Raw genomic sequence first — 13,174 nt, 5'->3', positions numbered from 1 at the left:
CGGGCGATGCGCACTCAGGGCCTGCTGCCCTCGGCCACCTGAGCCGGGAGCACCAGCTCCACGATCGTCCCGAGGCCGGCGACCGACCGCACCTCGACATGGCCGCCGACGGTCTCCACCCGATCGCGCAGGCCTTCCAGCCCGCCGCCCGGCTCGATCTGAGCTCCCCCGCGGCCGTCGTCCTTCACCGTCACGGTCACCGCGCCATCGTCGCGCGTCACGAGCACCGCGCAGTTGCGGGCCTGCGCGTGCTTGGCGGCGTTGGCCAGGCACTCCGAGACGCAGTAGTAGATGGTCTCCTCGACGACGTCCGGCAGGCGCTCCGCGAGCTCGACGTGCACCTCCACCGGCGTCACGCTGCGCTGGGCCAGCTCCTCCAGCGCAGAGCGGAGGTCGCCGTCGGTCAGCACGGTCGGGTGGATGCCGCGCGCGAGCTCGCGCAGCTCCCTGAGGGCGTCCGCGAGCTGCGCCGACGCCTTCTCCAGGTCGCCGACGAGTTCCGGCTGCCCGGCGGCGCCGGCTTTCGTCGCGGCGATCCGGAGGCCGATGGCCAACGACACGAGCTGCTGCTGCGAGCCGTCGTGCAGGTCGCGCTCCAGCCGCCGCCTGGCGAGGTAGCCCTCCTCCACGATGCGCAGCCGGGACTCACGCAGCTCCTGGATGGTCTGCTCGAGCCGTCCGCGCAGCCGGTCGTTGTCGACCGAGAGCAGCAGGGCGGAGGAGACCGCGTCCAGCAGCCGGTCGTCCTGGCCGAGGGCCACGTCGTGCTCGATGAGGGCGATCGGCCCCTGGTCCGAGTCGATCGCCATCGTGGAGCGTCCCGGACGCTCGGCCCGGTCGCCGTCCGGCACCGCGTCGCCCGCGCTGGTGCGGTACGCGCGCCGGTGCTCATCCCACCAGAACACGCGCAGGGAATGGTCGTGCAGAGTGCGCGCGAGGCTCGACTCCCAGAGCGCCCTGTCCACCTTGTCGCGCGCGACGATGACGAGGTCCGCCACGCGCGAGCGCAGCCCGCGGGCGTAGAAGACTCCGCCCACGAACGCGGGCGGGATGAGCGCGATCGCGACAGGCGGGATGAACTGCAGCCAGCCGCTGTCCCAGCCGAGCGCGAAGCTGATCGAGTCCTGCACCGTGCCGTAGCACCACAGCAGCAGCGCGAGCGGCATCACGAACGACACCCGCCGGGCGGGGAGCGTGCTGGTCACCCAGCGCACCGCCAGCCGACCGGCCACGGCGAGGAGCAGGACGACGCCGACGATCCGCCACGCCACGCCGAGCCAGTAGTCGGCGTCCGGGCTCGGCAGGATGGCGTACGGGTTCGCCACGCAGCCGCAGTCGGCGGCCGACGGCGAGGAGAACAGCAGGATGCCCAGGAACCGCACCAGGAACGCGCCGCTCAGCGTGTAGGCGACGACGCGGTCGAATCGCGAGACGAGGTGGCCGCCGGGATACGTGAGCACCAGGATGCCGACCAGCACCGCCCACAGGTCGGTCACGCCTTCCACCAGCGGCCACAGCCAGCCGAGGTCGCGGGTGAGCGGATACCAGGCGCCGGCCGCCCAGAAGAACGCGGCGCCCACCATCAGCCAGCCGGGCGCCGAGCTGCGGATCGCGCGCCACGCGATGACCGCGCAGATGACGTAGTCCAGCGCGACGGCCACGAACACGATGGCCCAGCCGACGCCCTGCGGACGCGGGCCGTAGTTCCCCGTCATCGCGCTGAACACCTGCGCCAGCACGTTGACGGCGATCGTCACCGTGACGGCGGCGGCCCGCAGCCAGAGGCGCCCGGCCCCCATGGTGGCCTCAGGCGTCCCGGCCGAGGAAGCGCAGCACCGCGAGCACACGCCGGTGGCCCTCGGTGGTCTCCTCGATGTCCAGCTTGTTCATGATGTGGCCGATGTGCGACTCGACGGTGCGGAGGCTGAGGTGCAGCGCGGCGGCGATGCCCGCGTTGGACATCCCCTCCGCCATCAGCCGCAGCACGTCGACCTCCCGCGACGACAGCGACTCGACCGCCGCCTCGGTCGAGCGCGCGGCCACGAGCACCTGGACGACCTCGGGGTCGACGACCGACCCGCCGGACGCGACCGTGCGGACGGCGTTCACGAGCGCGTCGGCGTCGGCGACGCGGTCCTTCAGCAGGTAACCGGTGCCACTCCCGGCGCTCATGGCGCGGATGGCATACGACGCCGTCGTGTACATCGAGAGCAGGAGGACGCCGACCTGCGAGCCGGACGCGCGCAGCGTCTCGAGTGCGCGGAGGCCTTCGTCGGTGTGCGTGGGAGGCATCTTGATGTCGAGCACGACGGCGTCGATCGAGCCGTCGGAGCCGCCGTCGGTGCCGCCGTCGGCCGCGAGCGCGTCGAGCAGCTGCTCGGCGGTGTCCACCGACGCCACGACCTCCACGCCGCCCGCGCGCAGAATCTGCCCGATCCCCTCGCGGAGCAGCACAGCGTCATCGGCGACTGCCACCCGGAGCGGACGGGCTACCGAGTTGTCTCCCCCGACCACGCGCTCACTTTAGCAGGCCGCGAATCGCCTCACCGGTCAGGTCCGCCTTGGTGTGAAGCTGTCTGCTCCGCAGTCGGGCACGCCCTCACATCAGCAGGCTGCGAATCGCCTCACCGGTCAGGTCCGCCTTGGTGTGAAGCTGTCTGCTCCGCAGTCGGGCACGCCCTCACATCAGTAGGCTGCGAATCGCCTCACCGGTCAGTTCATCAGCAGGCTGCGAATCGCCTCACCGGTCAGCTCCGCCTTGGTGATGAAACCGTCCGCCCCGCTGTCGGAGACGCGCGTTCCGTAGTCGCGCAGCGCACGGCTCGACGTGAGCACGACCGCGGCCCCGGTCTCGTGCATCGCGGTGACCAGGTCGAATCCGTTGGCGTCGGGGAGGCCGACGTCCAGCAGCACCAGGTCGGGTGCCAGGGTACGGCTGAGCTCGACGCCGCCGGCGCCGGTCTCGGCGTCCCCGACGACGGAGAAGCGCTCCAGGGTGAGGAGCTCTGCGGCCTGAGCCCGGAACCGTGCGTGGTCGTCGACGATCACAACACGGAGGCACATGCCTCGATTCTCTCCGCGGCCTGGCATGCATCGCATCCGTGCCAGCACGCATCGGCAAACGGGTGACGCCCCGGATGCCGGTGTCCGCCCGACGGCAGGAACATATGAGACAACCTCAGTGAAGCCGGATGCCTCTCCGGTGAGCACGAGGAGAACCGAGGAGAACGCGATGTCCGCCGCAACCCGAACCGCCTACCCGAACGGCGCCGCCCGAACGGCAGCCGAGGCGGTCGCGGCGGACCTCGATGCCCTCCCGCACGACGACCTCCCGCACGACGACCGCTCTCACCACGACCTCCCCCTCGTCGTCCTCGACCTGGACCGCGCCCGGCACCGGTACACCGCGCTCCGCGAGGCCTTCCCGTGGGTCGACGTGCTCTACGACGCCAGCGCGCTCGCGCATCCGCGGCTGCTCGCGGCGGTCGCGGACGCGGACGGCGGCTTCGCGGTGACCCACGATCAGGCGCTTCCCGCCCTGCTCGCCGCCGGCGTCGGCGGCCGCCGCATCCTGCACGCCACGCCCGTCGCGCATCCGCACGAGTCGCGCGCCGCGTACGACGCCGGCGTGCGGCATTTCGTGGTCGACGCCGCACGCGCGGTGGAGTCGTTCGCCGGTGCGCCGGACGACCTCCGCGTCATCCTCCGGCTGCGGTCGGGGCTCGCAGCGCGCCCCGCGCACCGCGCCGCGGACGGCCTGACTCCGGACGACGCACTGACCGCGGCCACCGCTGCACGCGGGCTCGGCGTTCGGATCGCCGGACTCTCGCTCGCCCTCCCGGAGGACCTCGGCCCGGCCGAGTACGTGGCCGAGATCGTCCGCGCGGTCGGCGTCGCGGCCGACATCGAGGCGGTGACCGGCTTCCGGCTCCGCGTCCTCGACCTCGGCGCCGGCTTCCCCGGACGCAGCGGCGACCGCCCCGCCGAGCGCGCAGAGCTGGCTCGCGCGATCCGCGGCATCGTCGCCCCCGCGACCTCCGGCGTCACCGTCACCGCCGCGGCCGGTCGCGCCGTGACCGCGGGCTGCGTGACCGTGGTCGCGGGTGAGACCCGATGCGAAGTCGACCCTGCGACCGCCGGCGAGCTGATCGACGCGGGCGCGGAGGTCGTGGTGCTCGACACCGGATCCTCGCCGCTGCACCGTCTCCCGCTGCTCCGCCTCCCGCTGGCCCGCGCCGGCGCTCCCGATCACCGGATCTTCCGCAGAGCGCTGCGAGGCTGACCTCCACAGACCTGGCCGGCGACGGGCCGCCAACCCAACCCGTATCCAACCCCTTGGCCCGTCCCGACCACGGCGACAAGCCCCGGATCCCTCGACGAGGGCCCCGGGGCTTGTCCGTCGTGTCGCATACCGTGTGGGATGTGACATTTACACGATCCATCCTCGCCACCGCGGCGCTGAGCATCTCGGCCGCGGGCGCGGTCGGCGCCGCAGCGCCCGCGACCGCCTCTGCCTCCGTCTACACCATCACCGGCACCGTCTTCCACGACGCCGACCGCGACGGCGTGTTCGCCCTCGGCGACCTCCCGCTCGCCACCGCCACGGTCGAGCTCTACGGCAGCGCGGAGGACGCCGCCGCCCGTACCGGCGCGCTCCGCACCGTCACCACCAACGCGCTCGGCGTGTACGCGGCGGCCGCACTCCCCGCCGGCACGTACTACGCCGCGGCGAGCGCCGACGGCTACCGTTCGGGCGCCGTCGCCGAGACCACCGTCGGCGGCCTCGCGCTGGTCGGCGTCGCGGATGTCGCCGCCACCACGCAGACGGACCTCACGGCGACGGTGTTCGACGACAGCAACGGCAACGGCGTCAAAGACGCGGGCGAGGGCAACTTCGACGGCAAGACGCTGATCTTCATCGACGTCCTCGCCACCAAAAAGGCGATCGAGGACGGCTCGCTGGCCTCGATCGACGTCGGCTCCGCCATCTCGGCCGCCCTCGGCGGCTCGCTCGACCTGGGCGACGCCATCCGGTTCCGCACCACCGCGAACGGCCGGCCGCTCAGCTTCACCGATGTCCCGGAGGGGGCGTACATCGTGATGCGCTCGCCGTTCGACCTGACGATCGGCGACCTGCTCGCGAACACCTCCCGCGTCGCCGCGCTCATCGACCTGATCGGCTCGGGCAGCGCCGACGCCCTCCTCGGCATGGACCCGTCGATGCTGTCGACCGGGGACATCAGCACGACGCCGCGCAACGAGTACCTGAACAAGCTCGCCTCGGGGCTCTCCCGCGCGGTCGCCGTGGTGGACGAGGCCGACACCGAGAAGCTGCTCGGCGCCGATGCCTCCCACCAGCTCGGCTCCCTCACCGGCACCGTCGCGCAGGCGGCCGGCCTGATCTCGGCCATCCCAGCCGCCCACTTCGCCGTGGTCGACCACTGGGGCACCGGCTACCGGCTCACCGACCTGAAGGTGAAGAAGACGACGGACCTCCTGTTCGGCGTCCGCCAGCCGGTGAGCATCGCCGGCACGGTGTTCAACGACTCCAACGCCAACGGCAGGAAGGACGGCCTGGAGACCTCCGAGTCCGTCACTCTGACCGCGTACCGCGCGGACGGCTCCGTGCTCGGCTCGACCAGGACGCCATCGCTGCTCGGCTCGTACACGCTGGGCAACCTCCCGTACGACACCGACATCTACCTGGGCCTGAGTGGCACCGCGAAGACGCCGTCGGTGCGCTACACCGGCGAGGTTCCCGCCGCCCTCGCCGACGTGACCCTGATCGGCTCGTACCGCCTCGCGGGCGACGGGACCGCGAACTCCGTGTCGCAGGACCTCGGCCTCGCGACACTCACCGCGCCGACCGCGACCGTGGGCGCCGACTCGGCGGCGGGGACGGCGACGCTCACCCTGACGAACAGGACGTCGGCGGCGGTCGGCATCGCCTACAGCGTCAACGGCGGCGCGAGCACGGCCTCCACCGTCCCCGCGAAACCGCTGCTCGGCTCGGCCGGGACGCGCACGATCACCCTCACGGGGCTCGTGCCCGGTGAGAACACCGTGGCGATCGACTGGTCGGCCGGCGTCTACGAGGGTGGCGCCCTGACGCTGTCCGTGGTCCGCTGATCCGAACCGCGCTGACAGCACGAAGGTCCCGGAAGGAGCATTCCTTCCGGGACCTTCGCTGCACTACCGGATCAGACCAGCGAGTCCCGCCACGCGGCGTGGAGCTGGGCGAACCGGCCCGTGCCGGCGATGAGCTCGCCCGGCGAGCCGTCCTCCACCACGCGGCCGTGCTCCATGACGAGCACCCGGTCCGCGATCGCGACCGTCGACAGACGGTGCGCGATGATCACCGCGGTGCGGTCGGCGAGCAGCGTCTGCAGCGCCTCCTGCACCAGGCGCTCGCTCGGGATGTCGAGCGAGCTCGTCGCCTCGTCCAGGATGAGCACCGCCGGGTTCGCCAGGAACGCCCGGGCGAACGAGATCAGCTGCCGCTGACCGGCGGACACCCGGCCGCCGCGCTTGTTCACGTCGGTGTCGTAGCCGTTCGGCAGTCCCGCGATGAACTCGTGGGCGCCGACCGCGATCGCCGCCTCCTCGATCTCCTCGCGCGTCGCGTCCGGCTTGCCGAGCGCGATGTTCTCGGCGACCGAGCCGCTGAACAGGTACGCCTCCTGGGTGACCATGACGATGGCGCGCCGCAGGTCCTTCGGGTGCATGTCCCTCAGGTCCACGCCGTCGAGCGTGACCTCGCCCTCGCTCGGGTCGTAGAACCGCGAGATGAGCTTGGCCAGCGTCGACTTGCCCGCACCGGTCGAGCCGACGAGCGCCACCGTCTGCCCTGCCGGGATGTCCAGGCTGAACTCCGGCAGGATGACGCGGTCCCGCTTGTAGGCGAAGGTCACGTCGTCGAAGCGCACGTGGCCCTCCGCCGTCCACAGGTCCGTGGGCTGCACCGGGTCGGGAACACTCGGCTCCTCCTCCAGGACGCCCGAGATCTTCTCGAGCGCCGCGGCGGCCGACTGGTAGGAGTTGTAGAACATCGCCATCTCCTCCATCGGGTCGAAGAACCGGCGGGTGTAGAGCAGCGTCGCCAGCAGCACGCCGATCGCCAGCTGGCCGTCCGCGACCCGGAAGCCGCCGACGAGCAGCACGGCGCCGACCGTCAGGTTGCCGATCATCACCAGGCCCGGGTCGAAGATCCCGAACAGCTGGATGACCCGCGCGTTGACGTCGCGGTAGTCCTCGACCAGGCCGCCGAACTCCTTCTCGTTGCGCTTCTCCTTGCGGAACGCCTTGACCGCGCGGATGCCGGTCATGGTCTCCACGAAATGCACGATCAGCTTCGCCGACGCCACCCGCGAGATGCGGAACAGCACCTGCGAGCGCTTCTGGAACCAGCGGGTCAGCAGGTACAGCGGCACCAGCGAGCAGAGCAGCACGACGCCGCTCACCCAGTCGAGCCAGAACAGCGCGATCGCGATGAACAGCATGTACAGGAAGCCCTGCACGAGCTGGTTGATGCCGGAGTCCAGCAGCTCGCGGATGGAGTCCAGGTCGCTGGTCTGCCGCGAGATGATGCGGCCGGACGTGTACGACTCGTGGAACTCCAGCGAGAGCTTCTGGGTGTGCAGGAACACCCGCTTGCGCAGGTCGATCAGGATCGCCTGGCTGATCCGCGCGCTGAGCACGGTGTACCACGCGATCAGCACGGCGCCGATGACGCCGGTGATCAGGTACGCCACGCCGGCGGCGGCGACCGGGAGCCAGTTCTGGCTCTTCAGCGCCGTGATGCCGTTGTCGATGCCGAACGCGATGATCGCGGGGCCTGCCACCTGGCCGGCCGTGCTGATCACGACGACGATCGCGGTCAGCACCAGCCGCGTGCGCAGCGGGTGCAGCAGCGAGCCGAGCAGGCGGAGGGAGCGCCGGCGGATCTGCCGGCTCTCCTCCTTGTTGAGGTCGTTGCGCTCTTCGCCTTCGACGCCCAGGACGGTCGCGGTGCTCACAGGTTCACCTCCTGAAGGATCTCCTCGTCGCGCTCCTCTTCGAGGGAGGAGAGGACGAAACGGTAGTGCTCGTTGGACACGAGCAGGTCGTGGTGGGTGCCGACCGCGGTGATGCGGCCGTCCTCCAGCAGGGCGACCCGGTCGGCCAGCGTCACCGTCGAAGGACGGTGCGCGACGACCAGGGCGGTGGTGGACGCCAGGACCCGGCGGAGGGCGGCCTCCACCAGCGCCTCGGTGTCGACGTCGAGCGCCGACAGCGGGTCGTCCAGCACCAGGATGCTCGGCGCCGCGGCCACGGCGCGCGCGAGCGCGAGCCGCTGACGCTGACCGCCGGACAGGCTGAGGCCTTCCTCGCCGACCTTCGTCTCCACGCCCTCCGGGAGCTCGTAGACGAAGCCGGCCTGCGCGATCTCCAGCGCCTCGGTCAGGATCCGCTCGGCCTCCGGGGAGGCCGGGTCGAGCCCGTCGCGGCCGAGCAGCACGTTGTCGCGCACGGAGGCCGAGAACAGTGTCGCGTCCTCGAACGCCATGGCGATGGCCTGCCGCAGGTCGTAGCGGGTGAGGTCGCGCACGTCCACGCCGTCCACCTTCACCGCGCCGCCGGTCACGTCGTACAGGCGGGTGGTGAGCGCGGTCAGCGTCGACTTGCCGCTTCCGGTCAGACCGACCAGCGCCATCGTCTCCCCCGGCCGGACCGTGAGGTCGATGCCGTTCAGGAGGTCGGGGAAGCGCTCGGGCGAGTCCTGGTAGCGGAAGTGCACGTCGTCGAAGACGAGCTCACCGCGCGGGTCCGCGATCCGCTTCGGCTCAGCCGGGTCGGTGATCGTGTTGACCTCGTCCATGACCTCGAAGAAGCGGTCGGCCGCTGTGCGCGTGTCGAACGTCATCGAGAGCAGGAAGCCGATCGACTCGATCGGGAACCGCAGCACGGTGGCCGTCGCGAAGAACGCGACCAGTTCGCCGACCGTCAGCTGGTCCTGGGCGGCCAGCCAGACGCCGACCACCAGGCAGATGCCGAACGCCACGTCCGGGATCAGCAGCAGCCACAGCCAGATGCCCGCGATGGCCTTCGCCTTCTCGATCTCCGTGCCGCGCAGCTGCTCGGCCTGCGACTCGAACTTCTTGAGCGCGTGCTTGCCGCGGCCGAACGCCTTGAGGACGCGGATGCCGTGCACCGACTCCTCGACGGCCGTCGCCAGGTCGCCGGCCTGGTCCTGGCTGCGGCGGGCCACGATCGAGTACTTCTTCTCGAACACGAACCCGTAGATCCACAGCGGCACGGACAGCACCAGGAAGATCAGGCCGAGGATCCAGTTCCAGCCGATCAGGATGGCGAAGCCGACGATGATGGTGACGACGTTGACGACGAGCAGCACGATGCCGAACGACAGCCAGCGCCGGATCAGGCTGAGGTCGCTGACGGCGCGCGACAGCAGCTGGCCGCTCGGCCAGCGGTCGTGGAACGCGACGGGCAGGTCCTGCAGCTTCTCGTACAGGGCGTTGCGCATCCGCGCCTCGACGTGGGTGCCCGGGGTGAGCACGAACCAGCGCCGCAGCGAGATGAACACCGCCTCCGCGGCGCCCAGCCCGACGACGAGCAGCGCCGCCGGCCAGACGGCCGCCGGGTCGCCCGCCGAGAGCGGACCGTCGACCAGCCAGCGCAGCACCTGCGGGATGCTCAGCGCGACCAGGCTCGCCAGGAGCGCGGCGACCATGCCGAGCAGGATGCGGGGCGCCGCCGACTTGGCGAACGGCAGGATGCGGAGCAGGGTGCGCACGGTCCCCGAGCGCTTCTTCTCTTCTCTTTGCGGAGGGTGCTGATGGGTTTCAGCGATAGACATGAGTTCCGTTTTCTCTTCGTGCGTTTCTTGACTTCGTTGTTCTGTGTCGGGTCGCCTCGGACCCGGTGAGGCGTGCTGAGAGGTCGCCAAAGGATGCGTCCACGAGATCGTGACGTGCCAGGGCTACGGATGCCCTGTGCGGGGTGCCGGCGACAGTCAGCCGGAAGCGCGTACCTGCCTGGGACCTACCAGGCGGGGGCCGGCTCCGGGGACGCGGTCGCGGCGGCGACGAGCCCGAACACGGTCACGGTTCGTGTGTTCTCAGTCGTTGTCATGGCGTCCTCCCGTAGCCCGATGCGTCTTCCGAATGCTGCGACAAGGCAGCCCTACAGAATATTCCCAGCATCGCGACGAGCGCAAGAGCGAGTTTCGGATGGACGCCTGGATAGGCTGCTGGGATGGCCTGGCGCTCGTCCTCGTTCCGGATCGTCATCCTGGCGTTCGGGGTCTTCGTGGCGCTCGTCGGCGGCATGTTCTGGGCCGTCGGCGGGGCGTGGAATGCCGCTGTCCGGGCCAACGCGACCTCGTTCGAGCTGCGCGTCACCGGTTCCTCGACGCGGACGGTCGATCTGCACCACGCGACCTGCGTGCTGCGTGCCGACGGGCGCATCGTCGTGCGCAACGACCCGACCTCCCGCATCCCCGCCCAGATCGTGGCCGACCGTCAGAACGGCCGGTTCAGCACCAGCATCTCCACGGGCGACGGCGGGATGTTCATCTCCACCGCACCGTTCGTGCTCGACGGCGCGAACGTCCGCTTCGTCGCCACGGGCGGCAGCTTCACCGATCCGCGCCTGTCCGGCGAGCGGGTGGAGGCGCAGGTGGCCGGGTCCATCCCCTGCACCACCGACGCCTCCGGCGACTGAGCGCCGCCCGCGTCAGCGGATGCGGATCGACAGGCAGGTGACGCAGCCCTCGAGCTTCTCGAACTCCGAGATGTCGACCTGGATGACCGTGTAGCCGAGGTCCTCGACCAGCGCGACCGAGCCCGGCGCCGACGACGACATCAGCACGGTCGCGTCGTCCAGCACGACGACGGCGGTGCCGTGCGCCTCCGGGACCGGGAGGAAGCGCTGGAAGATCCGCGGGTCGTCCACGATCGGCTCGTAGCCGATGACGGTGCCGTCCGGGAGGGCGGTGACGGCGGTCTTGAGGTGCAGGGCCTTGGTGACCGGCACCGCGACCACCGTGTAGCCGAGCGGCGCGACGAGCGCGCGCAGCTGGCGGATGCCCTCCGCGTTCGTGCGGCCGCCGCGGCCGACGTAGACGGTGTCGCCGACCTTGAGGACGTCGCCGCCGTCGAGCGTTCCCGGCTCCTCGATGCGCTCCAGGCGGAGGCCCTGCGCGCGCAGCGCGGCCTCGGTGCCGGCGACCTCCGGCTTGCGCTCGTCGGCGCCGGGACGGCTGATCACGGCGGTGTCGCCGAAGACCACGGCCGTGTCCTCCACGAACACGGAGTCGGCGAGCTGGTCGGCGCTGGCGACCTCGACGGTCTGCCAGCCGGCGGCGGAGAGGGCCGCGACGTAATCGTCCCACTGCTTGTCGGCGAGCTCGCTGTCGACGGCCTCGCGCTCGATGTGGGTGATGAGGCCTTCGCTGAGGTTGCCGGCCGGGATGCGCACCAGGGCGATCTTGCGGGCGGTGGCGCCGCCCTGCGACTCGATGGCCCCGAACACGGCGAAGCCGGCGGTCGGGAACGCGATGGCGACGGCGAGCCAGAACGGCAGGTTGATGCCGATGAAGGAGCTCGCGATCTGGCCCCAGGCCTGCCCGGTGAGCGTGACGTTCAGCGTCGAGAACAGGACGAGCGTGCCGATCGCCGCGCTGATGAGGCCGACCAGGATGCCGGCGACGACCGCGATCCAGCGCCGGTCGTACGCGCCCAGCAGGGCCGCGATCGCCGCGAGGACGAACGCCGCGAGTGCGTTCCAGGCCACGTACGGCGTGATGCTCCCGAGCACGGCCGAGTTGAGCTGGTTCGCGACTAGCAGCACGAGCGTGGCGGCCACCAGGCCGATGGCGGCCACGGCGACGGCGGACACGAGGGAGGCGACGAGCCGGCGGGCCCAGGAGGAAGTCATGCGAAAAAGCCTATCCGACCGGTCCCTATGCGAATGCTGGTATCCCGCTGCCGGCCACGGCGGCCGGCAGCGGGATACGAATGGGCTCAGGCGTGCGCGGGCTCCCGCAGGCGCGCCAGCGCGATCTCGTCGGCGGCCTCCAGCGTGGTGATCCCGCGCTCTGCGGCCACATCGAAGACGCGCGCCACGATGTCGCCGATCGCCTCGACGCGCTCGCGGGTGTCCTCCGCCGAGGCGTCCGCCTCGTTCATCATGGCGAGGAAGATGACGCCGCCGGCGTTGACGACGAAGTCCGGTGCCCACAGGATGCCGCGGGCGGCGAGCCGCTCAGCGCCGGAGCGCTCGGCGAGCTGGTTGTTGGCCGGGCCGACGACCGCCTTGACGCGCAGCTCGTCGATCACGGTGTCGGTCAGGACCCCGCCGACGCCCGCGGGGACGAACAGGTCGCCCTCCACGCGGTGCGCCTCGTCCGGCTCCACCCAGGCGGCGCCGAGGGCGTCCGCGAGCGCGCGCTTGGCCGGGTTGACGTCGGTCACGGTGAGGACAGCGCCCTCGCTGGCAAGGCGCATGGCGATGATCGAGCCGACGTGGCCGAGGCCGAGCACGGTGACCCGGCGGCCGGCGACGTCGCGGCTGCCGGTGGCGCGCTCCAGGGTCGCGAGCAGGCCGGCGTAGACACCGGCGGCGGTCGCGTCGCTCGGCTCTCCGACGCCGCCCTCCGCGGGCGGGAGGCCGCACACGCTGGCGGTGCGGGTGGCGACGACGGACATGTCCTCGGCGCTCGTGCCGACGTCCTCCGCGGTCATGTAGCTGCCGCCCAGGCTCTCGACGGCGTCGCCGAGGTCGAGCATGACCTCGTAGCGCTCGGTCGGGCTGAGCTGGTGCCCGCGCGGCAGGTAGACGACGGCCTTGCCGCCGCCGCGGTTGAGGCCGGCTGCGGCGTTCTTGAACGTCATCCCCTCGGCCAGGCGCAGGGAGTCGGCGACGGCCTCCTGCCAGGAGTCGTAGTTCCACACGCGGCAGCCGCCGAGGGCGGGGCCGAGGACGGTGGAGTGCACCGCGATGCTGATGGTGAGGCCGCTCCGCCTCCCCTTCACCACATGCAGTGTTTCGTGCGGAAGGTCGGTGGGCAGGACGGACATCGGTGTCTCCTCGTGGGATCGCGGTGAATGCTGAGGGTCTTGTGGACCGTCGTCTATTCTCCGCGACCCCGCGAGGTGATGCAATCCGGCAGGCG

The 13,174-nt window shown here is 71.2% G+C and carries 10 protein-coding genes; 3 read left to right on the top strand and 7 right to left on the bottom strand.

The genetic code is table 11. The features are described from left to right. Positions 1–14: 14 nt before the first annotated feature. From F1C12_RS20005 to F1C12_RS19995, 3 genes are all read right to left on the bottom strand, one after another. Positions 15–1,799 carry a sensor histidine kinase gene (locus tag F1C12_RS20005; protein WP_185276561.1) on the bottom strand — a complete coding sequence of 595 codons (1,785 nt, stop codon included), beginning with the start codon at positions 1,797–1,799 and terminating at the stop codon, positions 15–17. Positions 1,800–1,806: 7 nt separating this feature from the next. Continuing rightward, positions 1,807–2,514 carry a LuxR C-terminal-related transcriptional regulator gene (locus F1C12_RS20000; RefSeq protein WP_258046032.1) on the bottom strand — a complete coding sequence of 236 codons (708 nt, stop codon included), beginning with the start codon at positions 2,512–2,514 and terminating at the stop codon, positions 1,807–1,809. A 198-nt stretch (positions 2,515–2,712) separates the two neighbouring features. Continuing rightward, a complete protein-coding gene (locus F1C12_RS19995) occupies positions 2,713–3,063 on the bottom strand; it encodes a response regulator (RefSeq protein WP_185276560.1) in 351 nt (116 codons plus the stop codon). Between the two features lie 169 nt (positions 3,064–3,232). Here F1C12_RS19995 and F1C12_RS19990 point away from each other — a divergent pair, with 169 nt between their 5' ends. Next, positions 3,233–4,282, top strand: a complete 1,050-nt coding sequence (locus tag F1C12_RS19990; RefSeq protein WP_185276559.1) for a hypothetical protein — start codon at positions 3,233–3,235, stop codon at positions 4,280–4,282. A 140-nt stretch (positions 4,283–4,422) separates the two neighbouring features. Next, positions 4,423–6,129, top strand: a complete 1,707-nt coding sequence (locus F1C12_RS19985) for a hypothetical protein (protein WP_185276558.1) — start codon at positions 4,423–4,425, stop codon at positions 6,127–6,129. A gap of 71 nt (positions 6,130–6,200) precedes the next feature. Here the strand turns inward: F1C12_RS19985 and F1C12_RS19980 are convergent, their stop codons facing one another. Next, positions 6,201–8,015, bottom strand: coding sequence for an ABC transporter ATP-binding protein (locus F1C12_RS19980; RefSeq protein WP_185276557.1), 1,815 nt, complete (start codon positions 8,013–8,015; stop codon positions 6,201–6,203). Continuing rightward, a complete protein-coding gene (locus tag F1C12_RS19975) occupies positions 8,012–9,856 on the bottom strand; it encodes an ABC transporter ATP-binding protein (protein ID WP_185276556.1) in 1,845 nt (614 codons plus the stop codon). The genes F1C12_RS19980 and F1C12_RS19975 overlap by 4 nt, the downstream gene beginning before the upstream one ends. Before the next feature lie 398 nt (positions 9,857–10,254). On the opposite strand from F1C12_RS19975, the gene F1C12_RS19970 reads away from it, so the two are divergent. After that, the gene (locus tag F1C12_RS19970; protein WP_185276555.1) at positions 10,255–10,722 is read left to right on the top strand and encodes a hypothetical protein; all 468 of its coding nucleotides are present in this window, start codon (positions 10,255–10,257) and stop codon (positions 10,720–10,722) included. A 12-nt stretch (positions 10,723–10,734) separates the two neighbouring features. On the opposite strand, the gene ddaH is transcribed toward F1C12_RS19970, so the two are convergent. Further along, positions 10,735–11,937 carry a dimethylargininase gene (ddaH, locus tag F1C12_RS19965; RefSeq protein ID WP_308457993.1) on the bottom strand — a complete coding sequence of 401 codons (1,203 nt, stop codon included), beginning with the start codon at positions 11,935–11,937 and terminating at the stop codon, positions 10,735–10,737. Positions 11,938–12,023: 86 nt separating this feature from the next. Then, the gene (locus F1C12_RS19960; protein WP_185276554.1) at positions 12,024–13,079 is read right to left on the bottom strand and encodes a Glu/Leu/Phe/Val dehydrogenase family protein; all 1,056 of its coding nucleotides are present in this window, start codon (positions 13,077–13,079) and stop codon (positions 12,024–12,026) included. Between the last annotated feature and the right edge of the window lie 95 nt (positions 13,080–13,174).

This window comes from Leifsonia shinshuensis (assembly GCF_014217625.1).
Lineage (GTDB): Bacteria > Actinomycetota > Actinomycetes > Actinomycetales > Microbacteriaceae > Leifsonia > Leifsonia shinshuensis_A.
The sequence above is the reverse complement of the archived record's forward strand: the minus strand, read 5'-3'. Positions and strand labels throughout refer to the sequence as shown.

Coding starts and splice junctions, on each gene's coding strand:
- F1C12_RS19970 (WP_185276555.1), top strand. CDS start 10,255: ATGGCCTGGCGCTCGTCCTCGTTCCGGATCGTCATCCTGGCGTTCGGG.
- F1C12_RS19960 (WP_185276554.1), bottom strand. CDS start 13,079: ATGTCCGTCCTGCCCACCGACCTTCCGCACGAAACACTGCATGTGGTG.
- ddaH (WP_308457993.1), bottom strand. CDS start 11,937: ATGACTTCCTCCTGGGCCCGCCGGCTCGTCGCCTCCCTCGTGTCCGCC.
- F1C12_RS19975 (WP_185276556.1), bottom strand. CDS start 9,856: ATGTCTATCGCTGAAACCCATCAGCACCCTCCGCAAAGAGAAGAGAAG.
- F1C12_RS19995 (WP_185276560.1), bottom strand. CDS start 3,063: ATGTGCCTCCGTGTTGTGATCGTCGACGACCACGCACGGTTCCGGGCT.
- F1C12_RS20005 (WP_185276561.1), bottom strand. CDS start 1,799: ATGGGGGCCGGGCGCCTCTGGCTGCGGGCCGCCGCCGTCACGGTGACG.
- F1C12_RS19990 (WP_185276559.1), top strand. CDS start 3,233: ATGTCCGCCGCAACCCGAACCGCCTACCCGAACGGCGCCGCCCGAACG.